Below are 26,133 nucleotides of genomic sequence, written 5' to 3' on the forward strand. Positions count from 1 at the left end.
TTGCAATCGTTCCAAGAGGTTTTTAATGAGATCGGAAGCAAACGTGTTTGGTTTTCGCCCGTTGTCCGTCTGGCTTGCGGCACTCGCTTTTTTCCTGGCAGGAATCGCTTACGCTGCGGATACCGGCCCGGACCCGTTGCCAAAGGAAATACGCATCGGGTACCAGAAATTCGGCACCCTGATTCTTTTGAAGTCGAAAGGGGACCTGGAACGGCGTTTAGCCCCTCTGGGCGTTTCGGTCGCCTGGGCTGAGTTCCAGTTTGGTCCACCCATGCTGGAAGCGTTGAACGCCGGCAGCATCGATTTCGCCACCACCGGGGAAACGCCGCCGGTATTCGGCCAGGCGGCTCGAGGTTCCCAGCTAGTCTATGTCGGATACGAATCGCCTTCGCCAGAAGGCGAGGCCATTATCGTCCCGAAGGATTCGAACATTAGTAGCGTCGCCGATCTCAAAGGCCGCAGGGTGGCCGTAGCCAAAGGGTCCAATTCGCATTATTTGTTGGTGAGGGCCTTGGCCAAGGCCGGCCTCGGATTGAAAGACATCCAGGTGAGCTACCTGGCGCCGGCCGACGCGCGGGCGGCTTTCGAGCGCGGCGCAGTGGACGCCTGGTCGATTTGGGATTTCTACCTGGCGGCGGCGCAGGAAACCCTGGGCGCACGAATCCTCGTCGACGGCAAGGGGTTGGTCGACAATCACGAAATCTATACCTCGAGGCGTGGGTTCGCGGAACGATATCCCGAACTCGTCAAGATCGTGCTCGAGGAGATCGCCAAAATCGATGACTGGACGCGCGATCACCCGGCCGAAGCTGCCGAGTTTCTTTCGAGTCAGGTCGGAGTCGCGTCCAATGTTATCGAGCTCGCGCTGAAGCGCCGGAAATACGGCCTCAACGGGGTCTCACCGCAACTGGTCGAAGCTCAGCAAAAAATTGCCGACACCTTGCATGCGATTGGCCTAGTTCCGCAGCCGATTCGCGTGGCCGATGCCGCTTGGATGTTCAACTGAGGGGAGGAGATGCGTCGTGAGCATGTCGTGGGTTCTGCAGGTTCGAGGCGACGGATACCGTCTGGGTGCGAGGCAAGGTCGAGCGTTGGCGGTTGCGGGCTATTTGCGACGGACGGCTCTGCCGGTGTTTCGCGGCGGGTTTCGGGACGTGCCCGCGTTCGTCGATGAGCTTGCCGTCGAACCACTCTATTGCGGTATCACTCCGCGGGGCGAACCGCCGGAAACCATTGTTGCTCAGCGGCCAAAAGGGGTGATGTCATGATCGAGCGGGGGGCGATTCGCGTCGCGGCGAGTGTGGTTCCGTGGTTGCTGCCCGGCAGTTTGTTGAGCGCCTGGTTCGTGTTGGCCAAGCTGAACTGGATTCCGCCGCAAATTTTCCCTGCACCGTGGGAGGTTCTCCAAGCCGGCGTCGAATTGGCCCGTTCCGGCGCGTTGCTGGAACATCTCCGCATCAGCGCCGCTCGTGCCGGTATGGGCTTCTTGATCGGTGGCAGCATCGGTTTTTCTTTGGGCTTGATCAATGGCGTTTCCTCTGTCGCGGAAAGCTTGCTCGATACCACGCTGCAAATGATCCGCAATGTTCCTCATTTGGCGCTCATCCCGTTGGTCATCCTCTGGTTCGGTATCGACGAAGCGGCCAAGGTGTTTCTCGTCGCCTTGGGCGTTTTCTTTCCCATTTACATCAACACCTTTCATGGCGTCCGAACGGTAGACAGACAACTCGTAGAAATGGGCCGGACCTATGGTCTGAGCGGCTGGCGTTTGTTCCGGGACGTGATTTTTCCGGGGGCATTGCCATCAATTTTGATCGGTGTTCGTTATGCCCTGGGATTCATGTGGCTGACGCTAATCGTCGCCGAAACCATTGCGACCACTTCGGGCATCGGCTACCTGGCGATGAATGCCCGGGAGTTTATGCAAACCGACGTGGTAGTCATGGCCATTCTGTTGTATTCGCTACTGGGCAAGCTGGCCGACACTTTGGCCAGGCTGCTGGAGCGGAAGCTCCTGAGCTGGCACCCCAGCTATCAAGCGCCGTAATTCACCGCAAAGGAGGCAAGAACATGACTTGGAACCCCGTTAGCCTGGTCCCGATGGTGACATCTTCGGGTCGAAGGAGCGGCTTGCGCCTCGAAGTCGAGCGAGTACGTAAGGCTTTCGGCGCCATGGAGGTGTTGAAGGAACTGTCCCTGACGATCGAGTCTGGCGAGTTCGTCGCAGTCGTCGGGCGCAGTGGTTGCGGGAAGAGTACCTTGCTGCGCTTGATCGCGGGCTTGGAACGGCCGGATGGCGGCGATATCCGGGTTAGCGGCCGTTCGGACGCCAAACCAAACGGCGATATCCGGGTGATGTTCCAGGAAGCGCGCCTGCTGCCCTGGCGCAAGGTCCTGGACAATGTTGGGGTGGGATTGGTCGGTGCGTGGCGGGAACGCGCCCACCAGGCGCTTAGGCAGGTCGGGTTGGCACAAAGAGCGGACGACTGGCCTGCGGCATTGTCGGGCGGTCAGCGTCAGCGGGTAGCACTGGCGCGAGCCTTGGTGAGCCGTCCGCGACTTTTGCTGTTCGACGAGCCCTTAGGCGCGCTGGATGCGCTCACTCGTATCGAAATGCAACGCTTGATCGAAAGCATTTGGCTCGAAGAGAGATTCACCGCTTTGCTGGTTACCCACGATGTCGCTGAAGCGGTGACGCTGGCCGACCGCATCGTGATGTTGGAGCACGGGAGAGTGAGCGCGGATATACCGGTCCCGCTACCGCGTCCTCGCGAGCGCGGGGACTCGGCGTTCGCCACCCTGGAAGGCGATGTGCTCCGACGTATCCTCGGGAGGGAGCCGGTCGAAGCAGCGGCGAACCGGCAGCAGCCGGTTCGGCTGGTCTCGGCGACTTGACTTGGCGGAACGACGCATGGCGACGAATTCCGACCTGAACGTTCTGACGACAGACATCTTGGTGATCGGCGGCGGCACGGCCGGTCCCATGGCCGCCATCAAGGCGAGGGAACGTGATCCCAACCTCAAGGTGCTGCTTCTGGAAAAAGCCCATGTCAAGCGCAGCGGTGCGATCAGCATGGGTATGGACGGTCTCAACAATGCCATTATCCCCGGCTACGCATCACCGGAGCAGTATGTCAAGGAAATCACCATCGCCAACGACGGGATCGTCAACCAAAAGACCATCATGGCCTACGCGCGGCGTAGCTTCGACATGATTCAGGAACTGGACCGTTGGGGAGTTCGCTTCAAGAAAGACGAAACCGGCGAATACGACGTCAAGAAGGTTCACCCGGTGGGCGCTTACGTGCTGCCGATGCCAGAAGGACACTCGATCAAGAAGGTTCTCTACCGGCAGCTCAAGAAGCATCGGGTAGAAATCACCAATCGCTACATGGCGACTCGACTGCTCACGGATAACGGCCGCATCGCCGGAGCTGCGGCGATCAATACCCGCACGGGAGAGTTCCTGGTTATTCGCGCCAAGGCCGTGATCCTCTGTACCGGGGCGGCCGGACGGCTGGGCTTGCCGGCGTCGGGATATCTGTTCGGAACCTACGAAAATCCGACCAATGCCGGCGACGGTTATAGCATGGCCTATCGCGCCGGCGCCGAATTGAGTGGGATCGAGTGTTTTCAGATCAACCCCTTGATCAAGGACTACAACGGTCCCGCCTGCGCTTACGTGACCGGGCCGTATGGGGGTTATACCGCGAACGCAAAAGGTTATCGCTTCATTAACTGCGATTACTGGAGCGGACAGATGATGCTGGAGTTCTACAACGAACTTCAGAGCGGAAACGGCCCGGTGTTCCTGAAGCTCGATCACCTCGCCGACGAAACCATCAGCGAGATCGAAGGCATTCTCCATACTAACGAACGTCCCAGCCGGGGACGGTTTCACGAGCGCCGGGGAACGGATTACCGGCGCAGCATGGTGGAGATGCACATTTCGGAAATCGGTCTTTGCAGCGGGCACAGCGCGTCCGGCGTCTGGGTCGACGAGCAGGCAAGGACAACCGTGCCGGGGCTTTACGCCGCGGGCGACCTCGCCTGCGTGCCGCACAATTACATGCTTGGGGCTTTCGTTTACGGCGCCATCGCCGGGGAGGACGCCGCCGGATATTGCAGAGCCCACGCACTAGCGGATCTCGACCGTGAGCAGATCGCTCGAGAGCGGGATCGGGTCCTCCTTCCGTTGAAACGGAACGACGGTATTCCGCCCGGACAGATGGAGTACAAGTTACGGCGCATGGTAAACGACTATCTGACGCCGCCCAAGGTGACGCGGAAGATGGAGATCGGTTTACAGAGGTTTGCCGAAATCCGCGAAGACCTGCCTTTGTTGGTCGCGCGTGATCCACATGAACTCATGCGCGCTTTGGAAGTTCACGCCATACTCGACTGCGCCGAGATGGCGGCGCGGGCTTCCCTGTTCCGGGAAGAAAGCCGCTGGGGTTTGTACCATTTTCGGGTGGATTACCCCGAGACCGATAACCGGAACTGGTTCGTGCACGTGCAACTCAAGAAGGGGACGGACGGCGAAATGAGCTGTTTCAAACGCCCCGTCGACCCATATCTGGTTGAACCGGACGAGGAGGCCGAACGCGCTTTCGGTTCGATGCGCATCACCGAAAAACTCCAAGCTTGATGCCCTATGCCCATTGCCAACACGCCTACCAGCCTGCCCGTGGTCGTTGACGGAGACCGGTGCATTGCCGATAAAGGCTGCACCGTCTGCGTCGATGTCTGTCCGCTCGACGTCCTGAGGATAGATCCGGCTACCGGCAAGGCGTACATGAAATACGACGAATGCTGGTATTGCCTGCCTTGCGAGAAGGACTGCCCGACTGGGGCGGTCAAAGTCCACATCCCCTACCTACTGCGGTAACCGCATAATCATGCGTCACCGTTCCGTTCTGCAAGGGGCGTATGCCCGTAGGGCTTTCGCATGTCTAGGGACGGTGCGAGGACGGCGGCGCTAACCGAACTTCACCCATCCGACATACAGGAGTTTATTTGATGACAGCGACAACCAGCGCTCGCGTTCAGTCGGAAGGCACGATCGCCATCGTTGGAGCCGGTTTTGCCGGTACCATGGTCGGCGTGCACCTTCTCAAGCGGGCCAGCAGTCCGTTGCGGATCACGCTGATCGAGCGTTATCCGGAGCAATTCTGTCGCGGCGTTGCTTACTCGACCCGCGAGCGTTGCCATTTGCTCAACGTGGGGGCGGGCAATATGAGCGCTTTTCCGGATTACCCGGACGACTTCCTGCAGTGGGCGCTCGACCGAAAGCAACGCTTGGCCGACTTTTTACCTGGGGACGAAATCTCTCCCCACACTTTTCTAACGAGGCATCTTTACGGCGAATATCTGCACGGGGTGTTCGAACAGGCGCTAGGTGGTGCGCGTCCGGGCGTCGAATTGGCTGTGGTATACGACGAAGTGATCGACATCGTCGCTGACGATGCCATGCAGAACATCGAACTGCGAAGCGGAAACACCATCCAGGCGCACCGGGTCGTACTCGCTCTGGGTAATTTTCCGCCGCCCGACCCGTCGGTGGCCGACGATGCGTTTTACCAAAGCGCCCGATATTGTCGTAATCCATGGTCGAAAGGCGGTTCTCCGGTCGTCGGCCGAGATGAGACCTGTTTGATGATCGGATCGGGTTTGACCATGGTCGATCTGGCTATTGCGCTTCGCGAGCGGGATTTCCGAGGTCGCATTCACGTGGTTTCGCGGCACGGCTGGCTACCGCCGGTTCAACAGCCCGGCCCGGAGAGTCCGTGCCGTATCGATTTCGACGAGTTGCCGCGCACGGTCAGGTCGTTGTTGCGATGGTTCCGCGCGCAATTAAGGACGGGTCAAGATTGGCGGTCTTTGATCAGCGCGGTACGGCCCCGCACCGCTTCGACTTGGAGCGCGCTTCCTGTTCAAGAAAAACGGCGTTTTATCCGCCACCTGCGGACACTGTGGGACAATCACCGCCACCAACTTGCGCCGGTCGCTGCAGAAAAATTGCGTGCAATGATCGCTTCCGACCAGTTGACGGTTCACGCAGGACGCGTGGAGCGCTTCGTCGAAGACGAGCATGGGGTCGACGTAACGATCCGCTTGCGCGGAAGCAACGAACGGAAAATCCTGCGTGTGGACCGTGTCGTCAATTGCACCGGCTCGGAATGCGACTACCGTAAGCTCAGAGAGCCTCTCGTCGAGAACCTGATCCGGCGGGGAAGAGTGATTCCCGATGCGGTCGCTTTCGGGCTGGCGGTGTCTCCCGACGGTGCCCTGATCGACGCCGAAGGGCGCGTTTCCGATTCGCTCTTCACGCTCGGCCCGCCGCGAAAAGGAACTCTTTGGGAGACGACCGCTGTTCCGGAAATCCGGGTTCAAGCCCAGCAGCTGGCGGAACGGCTGTTGGCTTCCTTTGAAGGTAAAAGCGACGAGAGATCCAGCGAAGCGGCGAGTCCGGTTGCGCGCGGCGATGCCGGGGTTCGCCGTCTGGCGGTGCTTCGGCTGGCGGAATGCGAAGAGGAAGAAGCCGTTCCCGAGCTGACGAAGGCACTCTCGGATTCGGACCGGGACGTTCGACTGGAAGCGGTGCGAGTATTAGCGGAATTCGACGGGCCTCCGGTGGTTGCCTCTTTGCTCGTTGCGATCGAGGATCCCGACGACGCTGTCAGAGGCGCGGCCGCGGATGCGCTCGCGGAAAAGTGTGACGAGTCGGACCAGTTCGAGCTGCTGAATCGATTGGATCACTCCGACGCCTTCGTGCGGGCCGCGGCGCTGCGGGCGCTGAAGCCGCTGAAGTTACCTGCGGCGCTGAAGCCGGCGATCGCCGCCCTACAGGATGACCATGTCGGCGTTCGGCGCGAGGCGGTGGGTGTGCTCGGCTACCTCCAGTCCGAAGCGGCCGTGCCTGCATTGAAGGATGCGGTTCACGACGCTCATTCCGAGGTGCGGCGGGCTGCCATTAAGGCCCTGATTCCGCACGGAATCGCCTCCCGGGACAGCCTTAAAGATGCGGACTGGCAGGTACGCCAGGATGCTGCCGAGTCCGTCGGCAAAGTCAAGGACCGGCATGGTTTCGATGCACTGCTGGCCGCGCTCGAAGACGATCATTGGCAGGTTCGGCAGAAGGCCGCCTGGAGTCTGGGACAACTCGGCGACCCCCGCGCCATTCCCGTGCTCGGTAGCCAGTTGCTGAGCCACCCGGAAAGCAACGTGCGCAAGGAGGCCGCGGCAGCGCTTGGCGCGATCGGCCATGCTGACGGCGAAATTTACCTGCAAAAGGCTTCGGCCGATTGCGACGCCGATGTCCGTAAGTCCGTGAGGCTGGCGCTGCAGATGATCGGGAAAGGATTCGCGGCGAGGGATTGTTGACGAACGCTTGAGCCGATAGTCCTTGACCGATGGTGACGACGGTGCCCGCCGGGCCAGCCTTTTACCGATAGTAAGTAACCTGAGAATAAAAGAGCAGGCCGAGGCAATCGAGCGGTACCCGATTGTCGAAACTCAACTTTCAATGGCACGCCCTCACGAAGGCTGTCATGTAGGGTGCAGTGTGTCCGCATGCCCCGCCGTTTCGCGGTGTGCAGCGGGTTACAGCCTAGCGGCCTAACCCGCCCTACGACTCGCTTCCAAGTCCCTTTGCCAGCCCTGTCCCGAACGGAGGCGGAGAGTTCAGGGTGACGGGCCTATTGCGTCGGTTTCCAATCCTCGAGCAAGCCTCTCAACAGTTCGAGTCCTTCTTCCCAGTCGCCCAAGCCGCTCGATGCGTTGATATGCCCGCAAGGTGCGATCTCGACGAAACGGCTGCCCCAAGCCGCCGCACAGCGCCGGGCGTATTCCGGACTGGCGTAAGGATCGTCCGGGCTCGCCACCAGCGTGCTCGGAAAGGCGAGTGGTCGCAGCGGAACCGGCGTAAAACCGACAGCCCGACGAGGAAAGCAGGGCATTGCGGGGTCCGGAGGCGCGACCAGCAAGGCACCACGGATCGAGTGCCGGGTCCGCGTAGCCCAATGGGCGACGAGGAGGCAACCCAGGCTGTGCGCCACGAGTACGGTGCGCGGGCCCGACTTCGAAACAGCGGTCTCCAACCTCTCAATCCAGTTACGACAGACCGGTGCATTCCACTCGTCTTGCTGGACTCGGCGGATTTCCGGGTGCTTGATTTCCCAACGGGTTTGCCAATGTTCAGGACCGGAGCCGCCGATGCCTGGAAGTATGAGGACGGGAGTTTGCATTCAGATCCCTGAATGAGTTGCATCCGTGGCAAAGGCTGATGGTAGTGTCTCGTTCTCGGCTACGAGGCTATGAATTGACCGCTTCCGATGGTGTTCTCCGAGACCGAGTTGTGGTTGAACGTGCGCAGCCGCTTCGGCTGCAAATAAACGCTTTCGCCTTCACGAAAACCTTTGTTGGCGAACCGATCACGAGTCAGCTCGACTTCTACCATTCCGCGGCCGTCCGCGCGTTCCAGCTCGATGCGTACGGTGGCTCCCAAAGGACGGATGTCATTGATCTTCGCGGCGATGGTGCCGGCACTGCGGTCCCGCAGGATTTCGATTTCATGAGGACGCACGTAGAAAACGGCCGATTCGGGATGGTCCTGGCCCCCGGCGAGTTCCACCTCGGCATCGCCGATGCGGACATGGCCGTCGTGGACCCGTCCGTGGAACAGGTTGACATCGCCCAGGAACTGATAGACAAACGGCGTCGCCGGATGGTCGTAAACCTCGTGTGGGGCGCCGATCTGCTCGATCCGTCCTTCGTTCAACACCACCACCCGGTCGGCCACTTCCAGGGCTTCTTCCTGGTCGTGGGTGACGAAGACGCTGGTCACGTGCAATTCGTCGTGGAGACGCCGCAGCCAGCGGCGCAAGTCCTTGCGTACCTTGGCGTCGAGGGCGCCGAAAGGCTCGTCCAACAGCAGCACTTGTGGCTCGACCGCCAGGGCGCGGGCCAGGGCGATGCGCTGGCGTTGACCGCCCGACAATTGGTCGGGGTAGCGATCCGCCAGCCAATCGAGTTGCACGAGGTTCAGCAGGTCGTGCACTCTTTTCCGGATCACGCTTTCCGGCGGTCTTTTTGCCCTCGGCCGGACACGAAGGCCGAACGCGATGTTTTCGAATACGGTCATGTGCCGGAACAGGGCGTAGTGCTGGAAGACGAAACCGACTTGGCGGTCTCTAACGTGACGATGGGTTGCGTCTTCGCCATGGAACAGGATCGAACCGGTGTCGGGCACCTCCAGTCCTGCGATGATGCGCAGCAAGGTCGTCTTGCCGCAGCCGGAAGGTCCCAGGAGCGCTACCAGTTCGCCACTCGCGATGTCGAGGCTGATGTTTTTCAGAGCCTTGAATCGGCCGAAGGACTTTTCGACATTCTTGATTTCGATGCTCATTGCAGGGTGCTCCTAAATTGGGTGAACTAGCTCAGCCTGGGTAAAACGCCTCTCTTTTCGGCGGATAACGGCGGCCGGCCCAGTCGCTGACAGCTTCACGAATGCTTCTCGGTCTGCAGTTTGATGCGCCACTCCAGGATGCTCTTGGCCGCTAGGGTCACCAGAGCCAGCAGCGCCAACACGGAAGCCACCGCGAATGCGGCAGTGCTGTTGTATTCGTTGTACAGAATCTCCACATGCAGCGGCACGGTATTGGTCATCCCCCGGATGTGTCCGGATACCACCGAGACTGCCCCGAATTCCCCCATGGCGCGCGCGTTGCACAGGATCACGCCGTAGAGCAATCCCCATTTCACATTGGGCAGGGTGACGCGCCAGAAGGTCTGCCAGCCCGATGCGCCTAGTACGATCGCGGCTTCTTCCTCCTCCTTGCCCTGCGCCTGCATGAGCGGAATGAGCTCGCGGGCGACGAAGGGGAAGGTGACGAAAATCGTGGCGAGGACGATGCCGGGTACGGCAAAGATCAGCTTGATGTCGTGTTCCTGCAGCCACGGACCGAGCCAGCCCTGAAGGCCGAACAGCAATACGTAGATCAAGCCCGAGACCACCGGCGATACCGAGAACGGCAGGTCGATCAGGGTGATCAGTAGGCTTTTCCCCGGAAATTCGAACTTGGCGATCGCCCAAGCGGCGGCGATGCCGAAGACCAGATTGAGCGGCACCGAGATGGCCGCCGCTAACAAGGTCAACTGCATTGCTGAAACCGCGTTGGGTTCGATCAGCGCAGCGACATAAGCCTCCAAACCTTTGCTGAAGGCTTGAGTGAAGATGACGGCCAAGGGCAAGAACAGAAAACCGATCAGAAAAACGAGAGCCAACACGATCAGCAGCCAGCGGACGAGCACCGGGTCACGATTCGTGCGGGCGACGGCATGGCTACGGCCAATCGGCGACGGGATAGCAATCGTAGACATTCTGGAATTCCTTGAAAAAAGTCAGGCGCGACGCATTTCGGTCCAGCGTTGAAGTCCGTTTATGGCGAGCAGCATGCCGAACGATACGACCAGCATGGAGACAGCTAAGGCCGTGGCGCCGGCGTAGTCGTACTGCTCCAACTTGGTGACGATCAACAGCGGCGTGATTTCCGAAACCATCGGAATATTGCCGGCGATAAAGATGACCGAGCCGTACTCTCCTACGGCGCGGGCGAAGGCCAAAGCGAATCCGGTCAGGATGGCCGGAACGAGCGTAGGCAAGATGACCTTTTGGAATGTTTGCAAGCGGTTGGCACCTAGGCTGGCTGCCGCTTCCTCCAGCTCGGTATCGAAAGCCTCGAGTACCGGCTGAACCGTCCGTACGACGAACGGCAAGCCTATGAAAGTCAGTGCGATGACAATGCCCAGCGGGGTGTGGGCGATCTTGATGCCCAGCGGCGCGAAAAACTGGCCGATCCAGCCTTTGCTCGAATAAATCGTGGCCAGCGAGATGCCGGCCACGGCAGTAGGCAAGGCGAACGGTAAGTCCACGAGCGCGTCAACTAGCTTTTTCCCGAAGAAGTCGTAACGAACCAGAACCCAGGCCACCAGCAGCCCGAAGACCGCATTGATGGTAGCCCCGATCAGGGCGGCGCCGAACGTCAGCTTATAAGAAGCGAGGACCCGCGGTGAGGTGACGACCGTCCAGAATCCCTCCCAGCCCAAGGTGGCGCTTTTTAGAAACGTGGCTGAAAGCGGGATGAGTACGATCAGGCTTAGATAGGTCAACGTGAATCCCAGCGTGATCGAAAAGCCGGGCAATACGCTGTGTCGCTTCAGCATCGACAAGAAAACTCCATCGGTTGTGCTGTGAATGTGTACGATATCAGCGCAGGAATATTCCTAAAAAGAATGAAAATGACTTTGCATATGCAAGAGAGTTATTAAAAGAAGGATGAAGCGCGTCAGGACAGTAGGATGGCTGGTTCGTTCGGCTTTCTCCGAGTGCTTGGAGTTTTAACCGGAGCGGCAACACAGGGTTTGTCTTCGTATTCCGGCAGCAAGACTCACCCCGGGCTAGAGGTACTCGGTGGCGGACATGGCCCGCCGTTCACGCCGATGAATGCGGTGTCTGAACCGCCGAAAAACGGGCGAGGCTCGCCGCCTTCGAGTGTCAGAAAATTTTACGGTTCATCGATCGGATAGCTTCAGCTCATCGATCGCCGGAAAGCTATGACGGATCAGCTACTTATGACAAATCCGCGGGTCCGGGCTATGGATACTCGCCCGATTTCGGCCTTTTCAAGGTGAGCAGAGCGGGCGGAACGTTACGGAGAGCTTACGACAACGGTTTCCGCCGAATCTGAAAAGGTCTTGGCGAACAGTAACATAGGTGTCTGGCGCAAAAGTTGAAAGGAGTACGATGGCGTTCCCAAAACGCTCTGGGCTCTGAAACGGAACTGCGGAGCTCAATCCGGTCTTGTCATCCGTTCTTTCGGAACCTTCCTAGGCGACCTCCGTAGGGGATCGCCGGGACCTCCGTAGGGGAGCGCCGGAATGCCGGGTACAAGGCCGGGTAAAGCGGTCAACACCTACCACTCTCACGCAAACCTTTCACAGGGACAGGAAGGACGTCACATGAAAAGGATTCAAGGAAAAGCGCTGGTCCTGCGACTCTCCACCTGGGATATCGCTGGACTCCAGTGAAGCGTGTTGAGCGGTTGTCTCTACTTTCCCATCGGGTTTTGTCTGACCTCGGATAGATCCGAGGCGTAGGCATATTTCACCCAAATCCGCATCTGTTTTAAGGAGAAAACAAATGTCTACAACGGACTGTTTCCTGCCTTTATCTGACTTATCAGGCCAGAGTATTCAGCACCCGACCAATCCGGAATCCGCCAGGGTTAGGCGGACCTTCATTCGTATTATTGCTTTGACGATGATCATACTGTGCATGGCTATCGTCATGGGAATACGTTGGAACAATTTCACCGATTATTGGTATCAGCCCATCGTGAATGCTTATTCGATTGCAGTGGCATTATTCATTTTTTCGAGATTCGTACTTTCGGTCTTTTATAAACCTCCAAAGAGCGCCGATATTTCACCGACGGTTAGTATTGTTATTACCGCCTACAACGAAGAAGAGGCGATTTATCGAACCGTGGAATGCTGTTACGCGATCGATTACCCTGCCGACAAATTTGAGGTCATCGTAGTCGACGACGGCTCGACCGACGGTACGTTGAGGGAGGTCAGGCTCGCTCAGGAGCGCTGGCCGCAGCTCACTCTGGTGGCATTCGAGCGCAACAGGGGCAAGCGCGAGGCGATGGCGGCGGGAGCTCGCGCGGCGACTGGTGAAATCCTGGTTTACGTGGACTCGGACAGTTTCATTCGGCGCGACGGGATAAAAAAGATCGTTCAGGGCTTTGTGGATCCCACGGTCGCAGCGGTTGCGGGCCATACCGAGGTCGCGAACGTCGCGAAAAACGGTCTCACTCGGATGCAGCAGGCCCGCTACTATGTGGCGTTCCGAGTCATGAAAGCGGCAGAGAGCATATTCGGCACCGTTACCTGCTGCCCCGGTTGTTTCTCCGCCTACCGTCGCGAGTGTGTGATGGAAGTCCTCGATCGCTGGCTCAACCAGCGCTTTCTCGGGGTCCGTGCGACTTTCGGAGACGATCGCAGCTTGACCAATATGCTGCTGCGCAAATATCGCATCATTTATTCCTCAGACGCGGTGGCCACCACGATAGTCCCCGAAAGGCACCGGAAATTTCTCAAGCAGCAACTGCGCTGGAAAAAGTCGTGGTTTCGCGAGACTTTGATCGCCGCCACGTTTATGTGGAAAAAACCGCCGATTGCAGCCGTCGCATTTTACGCCCAGTTTCTGTTCCCCATTGTGGCTCCCATCCTGATACTCCGTATGTGTGTTTGGCTGCCGATTGTCAACGACGATTTTATATCGCCGATCGTGTACTTATTCGGTACGGTCATGATAGGGATGATGTTTTCCGCTTATTACCTTTTCTGGAAATCTGACAGAAACTGGATATACGGCCTTTATTTCACGCTTTATTACATGATCTTTTTGATCTGGCAGATGCCGTATGCCATTGCCACTCAGCGGAATAACGGATGGGGGACGCGATGATGGCTACGGGGCAAACGGATGTTGCAAACGAACTTTCCGGCAACGCTCGCCCGGTAGCGCACTGGCGAAATCTGCTGTGGTGGATGGTCCTCGCGGCCGTGTTGGCTGCGCTGCGGGGCACGGAATATCTCTCGGGCGAGTCGCGCTTGCCTGCCCCAGCCTCGATCGGGGCGGTCGGGGAAAACGAAGCCTTTATTGCACTGGCTTTCGGCAAGGTTAGCTCCACTCACGAATTCGCGATTTCTCCAGCTTTGTTCCGGGCTCAGATGGCAGCCCTGAAAAAGGCGGGTTATTCCACGGTAGGACTCTCCCAGATCGTTCGTTGGCGGCATGACGACGAGGCCATGCTTCCCGAAAAACCGCTGCTGCTTACGTTTGACGAACCGCACCGGGAAACAATGGAAACCGCGGACGAGGTTTTCGCGTCCCTGGGCATGACGGGGGTCGTGTTCGTGGATCCAAACGTGCTCGATCGCCGCAATACCCAGATGGTTTCCTGGCACCGACTCGAACAGTTGGTCGAGAGCGGCCGCTGGGAAGTGGGTGTGTCCGGGTGCCGAGATACCGATATCGCAGACCTTGCTTCCGCTGAAGCACTGGCGCGGAGATTCGCGCGCGAGCGCGATGCGCTGGAGCGGCGGCTGGGCCGGGCCGTCATATCGGTGGATTGTCCGCGCGCCTGGAAGTTCGAGCGACGCGATGGTGCGGAGATCTGGCGCCAGGCTGTGGAATCAGCGTCTTTCGCCGTCGGATTTGCGACGGGGCCGTGGAAGGCCAATTATCGAGACGATCCCGCGTTCGATTTCAGACGAATTCGAGTGGCGCGAGATTGGGGCGAATCCGATCTGGTCTCTCAACTCGAGATCCAGGCGCCTCGCCGCAAGCCTTTCATCGATCGTTTCCAAAGCGCGCAACCCGCGCCGGACTGGATGGTGGACAGCGGCGAAATCGCGATCGAGGACGGCATGCTCCGGCTCTCCAGCAAACCGGGAGAGCAAGGGGCGCTGGTAACGCTCGCCGGTACCGCGCATTGGCGGGATGCCCGTGTAGAGGCGGAACTCGAGGACCAGGGACGAGGCCAATTCTGGATATCCCTGCGGCAACGGCAAGGCGAGCCGTTCGTCCGTTTGGGAGTTTCCGAGGGAGAAATTCTGCTCCAGGCGCGCAACCGAGACGGCAGTTTCAACCGGCTGGGCAGCCGGAAAGCGCCTACGGGGGCAATGACTTTGTCGTTGCGGGTCGTGGGCTCCCGAGTGCTCGCCTTCGTTAACGGATATCGGCTGTTGACGCGGCCGGCCGAGGTGCCCGAGGGCGCTCACTACGGTTCATTGATGATCGCAGTCTGGAACGATCGCGGGGATGATGCGGCGGGCGTCGGTGCGTCCATACGTCTGAAACGAATCGAGGCGGAGCCGTTGCCGCGGAAATACGGCATCGTGTCTGCGATGCCCAAGGCGGCGGTTTGGACAAAACTTCGCCGCGAGGTCGACGAGATGTACATGCTCAGCCCGAGCTATTTCGCTTGGGCGGGCGGCGCCTACAAAGAGGCACGGCATCGCGACCTTGCCGTAGAGATCTTCGCTCGCCACCATCGGCTAAAGTTCCAACCGGCCTTGGTTCTCGAGGATCCTATCCAGCCTTCTGATGCCGTCGCGCTGACCGAAAAAGCATTGAGCTGGGCGGATGATCCGGCGTTCGACGGTCTGAACGTCGTCATGAAACCCGCGAACGTGGAAGATCAGCAGTCGAAAGATTTCCTAGCTGGCCTCAGTGCGCGTTTGGCGGAGAAGGGCAAGACATTGACCGTCACCCTGATTGGCGACTGGGAACGGGACACGTTCTCTTTCGTCCACGATAACTTGATCCTGGTGCAGGACGGGCAAACCAACGTCTCTGTAGACGAATATACGATGGCGTCCGTACCGTGACCGAGATCCAGGGAAGGGTGGGAGGGCTAGGATTTCTGACAGCTTATCATTTGACCTTAGGGAGGAGCGATCTGTTTATTGGACAGCGGTCGACAAAGTATGTCTATAATCGAGACAGACACTCGTCGGTACGCGAGATGTCGATAGGAACGGACGCGGGTAGCAGTCGTCGGCTATCCGGGAAGAGGAGGTCAAAATAATGAAACGCTCACGGATAACAAGGATTACAATTTTGGGGAAGACTTCGGTCCGAACCTTATATCGGCCAAGGAGTAATAGGACACGGCAGGCCGTTTCCGATTTGCCGGCGGCACGGCTGCCGAACGTAGCTGCAATTCCTTTCCTCGGCGCGACATCTCGTACCTTCTCACCTCACCCATTCTCATCTACCGGGCGGACACGCAACGGGCCGGTGCAGCAAGTGCATCGTTCCGGCGTATGCGTGCTGCGGGAGAACTTGCGTCTTCGGTGCGGTCATCGTACCGCCCGCGGCGCGAGCCGATTCTTGCGGCCGCCCCGTAATACCGCAGCGTCTAAGACAGACCGATATCCGGAACTACGCTGACGAATCCGCAAGGATCTTTCGCTATGGGCGAAAGCGGATGACGGTGGCCGGATTGCGGGTGTTTTTCTACTCCGCGTACTGTCGGCGCAGTACTTGTGCGACAGATCCGGCTCCATTGCTCGCTAAGAATTCAAACCAATAGAGTCAATGTGTCATGCTAGGGAAATATGGTCTTCTCGGCTTGCCGGGCGCAAGCCGGATCCGGGAACGTGCATTGGCCAGCCTGATCGCTCTCGTATTCGCGGTAACGGTCAACGCGGAGGAGCCGACTTCCGAATCCGTCGATACCGTCTTGAACCGCGCCGAACTGTTCTATTCCAAAAAAAAGTATGAGGATGCCCGCCGCGAGTATGAGCGGGCGATCGCCCTAGACAAAGGTTCGCTGTCGGCGTGGCGGGGACTTGCCTGGAGCCTTTGGGCTCTGGGCAAGAAAGACCGTGCCTACGAAATCTGGTCCAATCTCGCCAACGCCTTTCCGGACGACACTTCGATCCTTATGGCCCTGGCCAAGGCCAGTGAGCGGGATGGCTACTGGAGCCGGGCGCTCGATAGTTATTCACGGATATTGAGCATCATTCCGGACGACAAGCAGGCTCGCCGCGGACGCGCGAGGATTTTTTTGGCTCAACGGGATTACAAACCAGCCGAGCAGGAGGCCAGGGCGGTGCTTAGGCATGCGAGCTCGGACGTGGAAGCGAATACTCTGCTAGCCGATGCCTTGATAGGCCAACAGCGGTACAAGGATGTCGAAAGCATCTTGAGGCGGCTGACGGAGGCGGATCCGGTGCCGGAAAACCTGCGCCGCCTGGCCCATGTTCTGGGCGAGCTCGGCAGATACCAGGACGCGGTCAGCTATTACCGAAAATGCTTGCGGGTGCGGCGAGATGAGGGGCTACTCGCGGCCTGGCGGAATTTGGGCTCAAAGCTTCGGCAGCGAGGACGGAATCAGGAAGCTTACGAGATTTGGCAAGACCTCTTGCGCGATTTTCCGGACGATGTGCCAACCCTTTTGGCTATCGGCCGGGCGAGCGAGCAGGACCAGCTCTGGGGTCGGGCTCTGGATCATTACGCGTTGGTTTTGCGAAAAGCGCCGGACGATGAGGCGGCGCGTCTCGGCCGGGCACGAGTCTTCTCGGCGCAAAAAGATTACCGAGCGGCTGAGCGGGAGATCCGAGCGCTTCTGGATCGCTTTCCCGGTAGCGTGAAAGCCCGATTGGCGCTGGCCGATAATCTGGCCGTCACCGGGAATCTCAGCGAGGCGGAAGCTGTTCTGCGGTCACTGGTCGCCGCCAATCCGACGCCCGAAAACTTACGTCGCTTGGGGACGATCTTGGCCGATCTCGGGAAAAACGAGGAGGCGATCGACCATCTGAAACGGAGTCTGCAACAGCAGCCGGACGATTACTTGACCACGCTGGGCCTGGCTCACGCCTATTGGAACGAACATCGATACGATGAGGCTGTAGATGTGCTCAAACGCTTTCTCGCGGCCCATCCCGACAAGGATATCGCGCGTGCGAGGCTCGCCGAGCACTACACCGCGCTTGCCGATTGGGACCAGGCGGAACGGGAATGGAGCATCCTCGTGCAGAAGCATCCCGAAGACAGCCTTTGGAAAATGAGGCTGGCCCAGCTTCTCCATTGGGCGGGACGTCATGAGGACGCAACAGGACTTGCGAGGCAAGTCCTTGATCGCGAGCCGGAGAATGTGAGGGCCATCCAATTGCTCGCGGATGATGCGGTTTTTGCGGGAGATATCGAGAACGGTATTCGCTGGCTCGAGCGGCTGATGGCTGTCGCGCCGTCGCCGGAACAACTGGTCAGACTCGGCGAACTGCACCTTGACCTAGCGGAGCGTCTCGCCAAAGAAGGTAAGCCAGAAGCTGCGGCCATCCATTACGCTTCCGCCCTCAAGGAATTCGAGCGCGCTGCCGAGCTGGATCCGATCAAGAGCGAAGGCCCCGTGCAAATCGTCGAGGGCAAGCGTCTGCAGGGACGCGCTTCCGAGGCCATCGAACTGGCGGAGCAGCTCCGCGCGAAATACCCGAACTCCGCTCATGTCCTTCAACAATTGGCCGACGTGTATTCGGAGCAAGGGGACTACGCCGCAGCACGCGACATGCTTGAAGCGATGGAAGCATTGTATCCGGCCAACACAGCCTTGAAGCAGAATATCGCGAAGCTGTCGTTTTATCACGGCGACAGCGGCCGCGCGTTTCGGATGCTGAATCAGCTGTATGACGGCGCCGGATCACCGAGCATTCCCGTTCTTCTCTATCACGGCGTCACCGTTTCGGACCGCCAGGATACGATGCCGCTGAAGAAGTTCCGGGAGCAGATGTACGCCCTCAAGAAGGAGGGCTACCAATCCATCACCATGAGACAGCTGCTCGATTTTCTCGAAGGCAAAAACGTCGATCTGCCCCCTAAACCGATTCTGATCACGTTCGACGACGCTCGCGCGGACAGTTTCAGGAACGCCGATCCGGTGCTTGCGGAAACCGGGTTCAAGGCAACGATGTTCGTGCCGGTGGCTGATGTCGCGACGCGTGGTGCGTATACGGTAGTCTGGTCGGAAATCAGGCGCTATTTCGCTACCGGGCGCTGGGACATGCAGTGCCACAGCACAGAAGGACAGCACTATGTTCCTGTCGACAAGGAAGGCCATATGGGACGATTCCTGGTCAATCGTCTCTGGCTCGAAGAACAGGGGCGGCAGGAGACTTCCGAGGAATACGCTGCTCGAATCGACGCCGATTATCGTAATTGTCTGGAGGTTCTAAGGCGCGAAGTACCCGGCGCGGAGATCATCGCCTTCGCTTATCCCTTCAGCGATCAAGGGCACAAATCGCTGTCGAACGAACCGGCCGCTTTCAAGCTGAATCACGAGACGGTGCAAAAATATTTCCGGATGGCCTTTCACGTGGAGAACGACCATCTCGTGACCCGGAATTCTCCCAGATACTACCTCCCGCGGTTCGAGGTTCCACGCGAGTACACCGGATCGGATCTGGTCAGGCAGTTGAAGGCTGTCGACCCGATGATATCGACGTCCACCACCCTGGCGATGCTCTATACGAGTGCGGGTCACCATTCGAAAGCCCTGGCGATCCTCGACAAATTGGAGCAGGAAGGCGCGATGGAGGATGCGGAATTCCTTGTCGCGACAGGAAAGGTGCTCAGAGCGAGCGGAGATTACGCCGGTGCCCGGGACCGATTCCAGAAAGCCATGGCCCTTAGCCCGAACGATCCGCAGATCACCCACGAACTTGCCGAGCTCGACCGGCGCCTTCGGCCCGTCATGGAGATCGAGGGGTTTTATTTTGACGATAACGAGAACCGCTCGTTTTTCAGCATCGGTCCGTCCGTGTCTTATGGCATTTCGGACAAGCTTTCCTTCTGGGGTTACTACAAATACATCGATTTCGATCAGAAGGTCGATCTGAGACCTGCCGGCGCCAGCGGGCCGATGAAAACGCACTTTCAGACCGCCGGACACCAGTTCGAAGGGCAGTTGAGATACGACCTGAGCGATCTGAACCCGCGTTCGGCCGTAACAGTGTCCGCCGGCGTTGCCGACTTCTCAAGCCAATCATCACCTGCCGGCGCTCCGGAATCCTCCCCGACATTCCCGCTGGGGTCGATACGTTTCAATGCCGGCGTCGGCGATGATCTCGATTTCTCGGTCGGGGTCGATCACGGCTATGTCGACACCGCGGGCGCCATTGCCGACCATCTTACTTTTTTCAGGGCATTGGGCGGCTTCAAGCTCAGAGCTTGGGATACGCTCAGTCTGTCGGCCAGCCATATGTTCTTCTCCTATTACGACGACAACAATGAGCGCAACCGCACCGAAGTCCTGATTCAAAACCGGTTTTGGAACGAACCCGAGATCAGCATCGGAGCGCAGTTCATTTTCGACGATACGCGTAAGATGAATCCGCTCTTCTGGACACCCGATAACTACATCGGATTGATGGTGCCCGTCACACTAAGAGCGGCGTTCGGCAAGGGTCTCTCGACAGAAGTTACGGTCGCGCCCGGAGCAGGCAAGGAAACGGATACCGATTTCAGGTTTCAGATTAGCGCGGGGGGTACGGTCAAATGGAAGGTCGCCGACAACTTCAGCCTGTACGTCAGCGCTTCGAGATACGAGGCGGCGACCTATTCCAACTTCACCGCGGGCGCAGGCGTTCTGGTCGAGTTTTGACAGTCATCTTGCCGACGGCAACCGAAGGATTTGTTTTCGGATTCAAGAGTAAACGGCAGCAAGGTGGATTATCCATGGAAATGGGAAACTTATTTGGACCGTTGACCGTGCTCATTGCAGCGCTCGTCACGATGTCGGCGCCTCAGGCCGCCGGTCTTCTGAAGGGATTCGGCGGCGACGGCACGGTTTACGAAGCTGCCCGCATGAGCGAAAGCAACGACAAGGATTGGTGGGTAAACTCCGGCGCTTATTTTCACCGCTCGGGCGGTATAGGAATGACCGTTCAGGGGGAACTCGCTGGCCAGGACCGATGGCGCTTGCTTTATGCCACGACCAATCCCGTCGATACTGACGGCGGATATCATCCGCAAAATCTCTTGCGTTTAGTCACGCGATCTAAATTCAAGAACTTTACCCAACAAGTCTATTTCAATATCGAACGGATCAACCTTTCGGACAGCCCGAATAGGAACGAATCCAACGGGGTATTGTTCTTTCATCGATATCGGGACGGCAATAATTTGTATTACGCCGGAATACGCGTCGATGGCCATGCGGTCATCAAGAAGAAGCTCAACGGGCAATACTCCACGCTGAACTCGGTCCCGATATACCACGGAGCGTATGACCGTGCATCCAAACCTAACCTCATTCCCACCCATCAATGGATTGGCATGAGAACGGCCATATCGGACGGGTCTGACGGCAAGGTCGTCATTGCGCTTTACCTTAAGGACGACCTGCTTGGGCCGGGTTGGACGAAGGTACTTGAGGCTGAGGATACGAGCACTGCGGGCGCTCCGTTATTGAAGGAAGGCTATGCCGGTATCCGTACCGACTTCATGGATATTCGCTTCAAGGACTACGAGGCGATTGAAAACACCCCGGCTGGCGACTCCGGGCGCTAAGGCGTTTTCGTACCGACTGTACGGTGCTCGCGAGTCAGTCAGGCATCGCCAGTCCCTGGCCGAACGTCTTCGTCGGCAAGGGACTACGGGTCTGCAACTCCATGAATCCATTTACCTCGTCAAGACATTCTCGATCGCCCTTTATGGCACAAGGGTGAATTTATCCGCCTATCAGGCGTCCCTGAACGTACCAACGCGCTCGCTCTTACCCCCGGAAATCTGTTTAATCGACGCAATCGGCCAGGCTGGGTTTCGGTGTGCGAACGGCGTGCCGCTCGTAGTAACTTCCCTTGACCAGGTCGGCTTGCAGTAGCTTGGCCAGTTCGGCATCTGCTTCACTGTGGATGCCCTCGATCATCAATTGAGTATCCAGGCGGCGAATGGCGATCAGCAGCGAGGAACGGCGACGGTAATTTGCGGCGTCGCGGGTCAGCCTTGGGAAAAACCTCGTTTCGAACCGGACGAAATCAGGCGTGAACCGGTATAGGAATTCGATACAATACCGTTCGAGGAAGCCCACACCTGCGCGGTCGTCAAACTTGATCGCCGTCGAGTAACCGCGATCGCGATAATTTCGAAGCCGCTCGAGCAGCAGAACCAGATGGCGGTCGTAGACCGGACTGACCTGCAGCGTGATGACTACGCGGCGGGTCGAGAGGCCGCAGCGTCGGATGATTTCCTCGAAATAGGCGCCGTGATCCTTTTTTACGGCGAGCACGTGACGTGGGTGCACGTGGAGGAACAAGTGCCCGTCGTTGTGGGAAACCGGCAGGTAATTGAGCATGTGGACCGTGCGGGTTAGACGATCGAGGTTGACGATGTCTTCGGATGCATCGGAGGCCGATATCGGGGGCGCCGGATTCGATTCGGTCGGCACGTCCGGTATGAACGAGGACGCGTCGTGGCCGATTACGATCGGTAGCGACGCGGCCAGACGTACCGGTTGGAGAATGCTGCCGATACGATAGTTTCCGAAACGTCCTTCGACCCGCGTGCCATTCAGCCGCAGCGGGGGTTCCTTGAAGCCTTGCGCCTCGGTGAAGCGCTGATTGAAATACTCGACGAGCTGTTGCAGCGGCATGAGTTTACTCCTTAGTTAGAAAATGGCCACAGGGGAGGGCGGACGATCCCGGTCTGCCGGCGGATTCAAGGCGAGGAAGCTCAGCGAGTCGCTCGGGAATCCTTTCCCGACGCTGGTGTCGACAAAGAATTGCCGACCTACGGCTAGTTCAAGCCGTAAACCCTTTAGCGTCCCGGCTCGTAAATCTGATCGAACACGCCACCGTCGGCGAAGTGCGTGCTCTGCGCCTTGGGCCAGCCGCCGAAAACTTCATCGATCGTGAAGAGTTCGAGTTCCTTGAATTGGTCCTTATATTTCGCCAGCACTTCCGGGTCGCGCGGCCGGTAATGGTTTTTCGCCGCGATCTCCTGTCCCTCCGGGCTGTAAAGGTATTCCAGATACGCCTTGGCGAGTTCTTCGGTACCATGTTTTTTGACCACCTTGTCGACCCAGGTCACCGGAGGTTCCGCCAGGATGCTGATCGAGGGGGCGACGATTTCGAATTTGTCCTCGCCATATTCCTTCAGCGTCAGGTACGCTTCGTTTTCCCAGGTGATCAGCACATCGCCGATTTCCCGCTCTGCGAAGGTGATCGTGGAGCCGCGTGCGCCGGTGTCGAGCACGGCCGTGTTTTGATAGAGCTTTTTGACGAAGTCTTTGGCGGCGTCTTCGCTACCGTATTTCTTCAAGGCATAGCCCCAGGCGGCGAGATAGTTGTAGCGGGCTCCACCGGACGTTTTGGGGTTGGGCGTGATGACGGAGACGCCGGGTTTGATCAGATCGTCCCAGTCCTTGATGTTTTTGGGGTTTCCCTTGCGCACCAGGAACACCATGGTGGAGGTGTAGGGAGCGCTGTTATGCGGCAAGCGTGACTGCCAGTTTTCCGGAATCAGTTTGGCCTTGCTGTGCAGCTGATCGACGTCGAAAGAAAGCGCCAGGGTTACTACGTCGGCTTCCAGGCCATCGACCACGGCACGGGCTTGTTTACCGGCGCCGCCGTGGGATTGCTTGACGGTAACCGTGTCCCCGGTTTTTTCGCGCCAGTATTTGGTGAAGGCCGCGTTGTATTCTTCGTAGAACTCACGGGTGGGGTCGTACGAGACGTTGAGTAGGCTGACATCGGCGGCTTCGGTTGCGGTGGACGCGGCCAGTGCCGTGCCGAGGAGGATCGTACTTAAGGTCTTTTTTATGGTTCTGAATGTCATGGAATATGTTCCTTGATAAACGATGAGTGAATGTGATCAGGTTAGGGCCATTCTGAAATCAGAGCTTCGGGTTGCCATCGCCGAAGGCGTTCAGGTTGACCTCGAAATAAAAGAAGTTGCTGGGCTCCGAGGTGAAGGCGCCCATTCTCTTGCCCACGTCCTTGGTGAAATCGCCCGGCGTGAAACGGGCGTAGCTCAGACTCCAATCCATGTAAGGGTTGAGTTTGTGCACGAAACGGATGTCGAACTCATGGCCCAGGAAGCTACCGCTTCGACCCGTGGGGTCGCGCAGGTTGGCGCGGTTCCATGCGTCCGTTTCACTCTGCAGCCAATACGCGTTGTAGCCGGTCTCGACGCGAACATCCCTGAACGGTGAAAACTGCAATCTCGCTTTGGGCGCATGGATGTTGTCCCAGGAGAAATAGTCGCTGCGCGACCAGGGCTGGTTGAAGCCGTAAAAGATATCGAAGCGTTCGTTTCTGCCGTCTGTCTGTCCCCTGTCACCGGTGCCGTAGCCGTAGTAGGCGCTGACTCTTGGTTTCCAGGCGTGATCGAAGGTGTAGCCGAGTTCCAGCGAGTAGGCCAGGGCATCATGCTGGAGATTGGCCTGCACGCGGCTTCCTTGCACCGTGCGGATTTGCCCGGAACGGCCGAATTGCTTGTTGATGTCGGCGTCGAAATCGAAGCCGGTTTTGCCGAAAAAGCCGTAGACGCGCAAACCGGGCGCGTAAATGTCGCGGTCGGTCAGGCCGGCGGCGAGATCGCCGTTCTGCTTGCGTCCGAGGAAATAGGGCTGAACCGTGATGAAATCCGACCACCGCCGGATGCTGAGCACGCCGCCGTAGATCCATGTTTTTTCGTCGGGGCGGTCGAACTCGTATTTCAAACGCTCGACCGGCTGCAATGCGAAGGTGTCCAGATCCCAATCGTTTTGCCGCTTCCCGAAGCTGACCCGAAAACCTTCGAAGTTGTTGGTCGTGTTGCGGAACTGGTTGTTGCCGATCAACCTTCGGTCCAGCAACTCGAGACTCATGCGCCCGGCGCGAATGCTCAAAGGACGGTCTTCGCCCAGCGCGTTACGAAAATACAGCTCCGCATACCCCTGGATCAGCTCGAACTCGTTGGTCGTGCCGTTATCCCGTTCATACAGGCTGTTGTAGCTGCGCGCATCTTCATATTCCACGGCGAAGCGGAAGGGATCGAGGATGTCCTGAATGCCCAGATAGGCACGAGTTCTCAACAGCCAGATGTTGTCGGGATCCGGGCGATATCGTCGGACCGCAGTTCCCGATGACGTGTCCGTCCAGGGCCGGAAATCGTTTTCGCGGTACTCGTACCGGGCGCGGAAGTCGAGTCCGACGTTCAACCACGTGATGTCGCGGAATTCCTTGAACTGAGTTTTGCTCAGATTGCGCACGTAGCGGGGCGGTTCGTAGTGCGGTTCAGCCCGGTAGGCGCGAGTTGGGCGATAGTAGTCTTCGGCAATGGCCAAGCTCGGCATCCCCAACAGCTGGCTCACAAGGATCGAACCTTGCAAAGTCTTCGAAAAACGTGGCTTCATTTTTTTACCTTTTAATTCTTATTTGCCATAACGGGTGCTACCTCAACGGTTTGACCGAACCGCCCGCCGGCACCGAAGTGGACGGTTTTCGTTTCGCCTCGGCCGCCGACGGCGTCGACTGGGTTCGGTTTCCGTTCATCCCGGGGTGACTGTGGCGATATTCCAGCCATCGTTCTCGAAGTGGATCGAAAGGAGCTTTCATGCGGCTGATGGCATGTGAATGCTCCGAATGAAGCACGGACACGCCTAGCCCGAATAGGGCAATGGCGAATTTGAAATGTGGCTCTTGCATGCTGTTGTCCTCACGTAATACGGCATGGCCCCGACAACGGTCGATGTCGTTGCCGGTCTTCCGCGATGCGAGAACTTCCGGTGGTCCGGTCGGTTCACGGCTACTCTTCTTATAACCTCCGGAGGTCCGGTAGGCCGTGTTTTAAAGCTCGACAGCGCGCTCATTTCAGGGGCACGCTGACGAAAGAATGCGAGCGATTAAGAGCCTATCCCGATGGGGTTAAGAAATCCTTTGACAAGCTCAATGTGAACGGCCTATTGAGATAGGCTCTAAATCACGTCGTCGAGCTTGACGGACTCTGCAGTTTCGTTAGGACAGGGGATATTCAGCCGCAGCTTTTCCTTCCGCTCGATTTGGACGATGCGTCCATCGTGCACGACGATTTCGACCCCGCCAAAACGAAGACCGTGCAGGGCTTCCAGTATCTTTTGCACTGTCAGCCATGTTTCTGGAGTTTGATGCGGCAAACGATTTTTGAGCGACATAGCGCATGCCTTGCCTAGTATTCCTGTGACTCTTTAATTTCTCCGGTTCCGGGCTCGGGCGGCGCAATTCGAAATCGAGAGAAGAATCTGTCCGTGCCCTTGAATCGCGTTGGAGGCATGTTAGCAATGATCGTAAAAACCAAAAAGAATAAAAAATAAGAATAAAATAACAAAAAGTAATAAAACAGCTGTTCCCGTCACAGTGACGGCAAATTCCCGAAAGGCAAAAACGGGCTAGTCAAATGGGGGGCAGGGACGGGTATTCTTGGAAAATGGACAAACACTGGGGACGATCATGTGTTTTGACGCTCCTTTATCTCGCCGCCCTGTTTCACGAGTTCTTGGATGGGTTCCCGTTTATAAATCGGGACCATGCGGGGCTGTC

At 58.1% G+C, this 26,133-nt stretch carries 20 protein-coding genes; 11 read left to right on the plus strand and 9 right to left on the minus strand.

Going from position 1 to position 26,133, the window contains the following annotated elements:
• Positions 1-25: 25 nt before the first annotated feature.
• The 7 genes from QEN43_RS13985 (at position 26) to QEN43_RS14015 (ending at position 7,383) form a co-directional block, all read left to right on the plus strand.
• A complete protein-coding gene (locus QEN43_RS13985; protein WP_051331830.1) occupies positions 26-1,006 on the plus strand; it encodes a sulfonate ABC transporter substrate-binding protein in 981 nt (326 codons plus the stop codon).
• Positions 1,007-1,022: 16 nt separating this feature from the next.
• Positions 1,023-1,268: a hypothetical protein gene (locus QEN43_RS13990; RefSeq protein WP_156912825.1), complete on the plus strand. Its 246-nt coding sequence runs from the start codon at positions 1,023-1,025 to the stop codon at positions 1,266-1,268.
• The gene (ssuC, locus tag QEN43_RS13995; protein WP_051331829.1) at positions 1,265-2,047 is read left to right on the plus strand and encodes an aliphatic sulfonate ABC transporter permease SsuC; all 783 of its coding nucleotides are present in this window, start codon (positions 1,265-1,267) and stop codon (positions 2,045-2,047) included. The genes QEN43_RS13990 and ssuC overlap by 4 nt, the downstream gene beginning before the upstream one ends.
• 23 nt (positions 2,048-2,070) lie before the next feature.
• Positions 2,071-2,895 (plus strand): ATP-binding cassette domain-containing protein, encoded by an 825-nt coding sequence (locus QEN43_RS14000; protein WP_235726640.1) that lies wholly within the window; start codon positions 2,071-2,073, stop codon positions 2,893-2,895.
• Between the two features lie 16 nt (positions 2,896-2,911).
• On the plus strand, positions 2,912-4,648 hold the full coding sequence (locus QEN43_RS14005; protein WP_036269620.1) for a fumarate reductase/succinate dehydrogenase flavoprotein subunit: 1,737 nt from the start codon (positions 2,912-2,914) through the stop codon (positions 4,646-4,648).
• Positions 4,649-4,654: 6 nt separating this feature from the next.
• Positions 4,655-4,888: a 4Fe-4S dicluster domain-containing protein gene (locus QEN43_RS14010; RefSeq protein ID WP_026610955.1), complete on the plus strand. Its 234-nt coding sequence runs from the start codon at positions 4,655-4,657 to the stop codon at positions 4,886-4,888.
• A 131-nt stretch (positions 4,889-5,019) separates the two neighbouring features.
• Complete coding sequence (locus QEN43_RS14015; RefSeq protein ID WP_317963332.1) at positions 5,020-7,383, plus strand: HEAT repeat domain-containing protein; 2,364 nt, start codon at positions 5,020-5,022, stop codon at positions 7,381-7,383.
• A gap of 314 nt (positions 7,384-7,697) precedes the next feature.
• Here QEN43_RS14015 and QEN43_RS14020 read toward each other — a convergent pair whose 3' ends face one another.
• From QEN43_RS14020 to cysT, 4 genes are all read right to left on the minus strand, one after another.
• On the minus strand, positions 7,698-8,246 hold the full coding sequence (locus QEN43_RS14020; protein WP_026610954.1) for an RBBP9/YdeN family alpha/beta hydrolase: 549 nt from the start codon (positions 8,244-8,246) through the stop codon (positions 7,698-7,700).
• A gap of 59 nt (positions 8,247-8,305) precedes the next feature.
• On the minus strand, positions 8,306-9,406 hold the full coding sequence (locus QEN43_RS14025; protein WP_026610953.1) for a sulfate/molybdate ABC transporter ATP-binding protein: 1,101 nt from the start codon (positions 9,404-9,406) through the stop codon (positions 8,306-8,308).
• A gap of 95 nt (positions 9,407-9,501) precedes the next feature.
• A complete protein-coding gene (gene cysW, locus QEN43_RS14030; RefSeq protein WP_026610952.1) occupies positions 9,502-10,380 on the minus strand; it encodes a sulfate ABC transporter permease subunit CysW in 879 nt (292 codons plus the stop codon).
• A gap of 21 nt (positions 10,381-10,401) precedes the next feature.
• Positions 10,402-11,220, minus strand: coding sequence for a sulfate ABC transporter permease subunit CysT (gene cysT / locus QEN43_RS14035; RefSeq protein ID WP_268870516.1), 819 nt, complete (start codon positions 11,218-11,220; stop codon positions 10,402-10,404).
• A 979-nt stretch (positions 11,221-12,199) separates the two neighbouring features.
• Here cysT and QEN43_RS14040 point away from each other — a divergent pair.
• From QEN43_RS14040 to QEN43_RS14055, 4 genes are all read left to right on the plus strand, one after another.
• Positions 12,200-13,534, plus strand: coding sequence for a glycosyltransferase (locus tag QEN43_RS14040; protein ID WP_317963333.1), 1,335 nt, complete (start codon positions 12,200-12,202; stop codon positions 13,532-13,534).
• Complete coding sequence (locus QEN43_RS14045) at positions 13,519-15,462, plus strand: polysaccharide deacetylase family protein (protein WP_026610949.1); 1,944 nt, start codon at positions 13,519-13,521, stop codon at positions 15,460-15,462. Before QEN43_RS14040 ends, QEN43_RS14045 begins: the two co-directional genes overlap by 16 nt.
• Before the next feature lie 719 nt (positions 15,463-16,181).
• Positions 16,182-20,237 carry a tetratricopeptide repeat protein gene (locus QEN43_RS14050; RefSeq protein ID WP_317963334.1) on the plus strand — a complete coding sequence of 1,352 codons (4,056 nt, stop codon included), beginning with the start codon at positions 16,182-16,184 and terminating at the stop codon, positions 20,235-20,237.
• 80 nt (positions 20,238-20,317) lie between these two features.
• Positions 20,318-21,145: a hypothetical protein gene (locus QEN43_RS14055; RefSeq protein WP_317963335.1), complete on the plus strand. Its 828-nt coding sequence runs from the start codon at positions 20,318-20,320 to the stop codon at positions 21,143-21,145.
• 223 nt (positions 21,146-21,368) lie between these two features.
• On the opposite strand, the gene QEN43_RS14060 is transcribed toward QEN43_RS14055, so the two are convergent.
• The 5 genes from QEN43_RS14060 to QEN43_RS14080 all read right to left on the minus strand — a co-directional run bounded on the left by QEN43_RS14060 (position 21,369) and on the right by QEN43_RS14080 (position 25,748).
• Positions 21,369-22,226 (minus strand): EAL domain-containing protein, encoded by an 858-nt coding sequence (locus QEN43_RS14060; RefSeq protein ID WP_026610946.1) that lies wholly within the window; start codon positions 22,224-22,226, stop codon positions 21,369-21,371.
• Positions 22,227-22,390: 164 nt separating this feature from the next.
• Entirely contained in the window at positions 22,391-23,410 is a 1,020-nt protein-coding gene (locus QEN43_RS14065) for a sulfate ABC transporter substrate-binding protein (protein ID WP_317963336.1), read from the minus strand.
• Between the two features lie 58 nt (positions 23,411-23,468).
• Positions 23,469-24,929, minus strand: coding sequence for an alginate export family protein (locus tag QEN43_RS14070; protein ID WP_317963337.1), 1,461 nt, complete (start codon positions 24,927-24,929; stop codon positions 23,469-23,471).
• A gap of 79 nt (positions 24,930-25,008) precedes the next feature.
• Positions 25,009-25,263 (minus strand): hypothetical protein, encoded by a 255-nt coding sequence (locus tag QEN43_RS14075; RefSeq protein ID WP_026610943.1) that lies wholly within the window; start codon positions 25,261-25,263, stop codon positions 25,009-25,011.
• 269 nt (positions 25,264-25,532) lie between these two features.
• Positions 25,533-25,748 carry a YezD family protein gene (locus QEN43_RS14080; RefSeq protein ID WP_036269078.1) on the minus strand — a complete coding sequence of 72 codons (216 nt, stop codon included), beginning with the start codon at positions 25,746-25,748 and terminating at the stop codon, positions 25,533-25,535.
• Positions 25,749-26,133 lie beyond the last annotated feature (385 nt).

Source organism: Methylocaldum szegediense (genome assembly GCF_949769195.1).
Classification (GTDB): domain Bacteria; phylum Pseudomonadota; class Gammaproteobacteria; order Methylococcales; family Methylococcaceae; genus Methylocaldum; species Methylocaldum szegediense.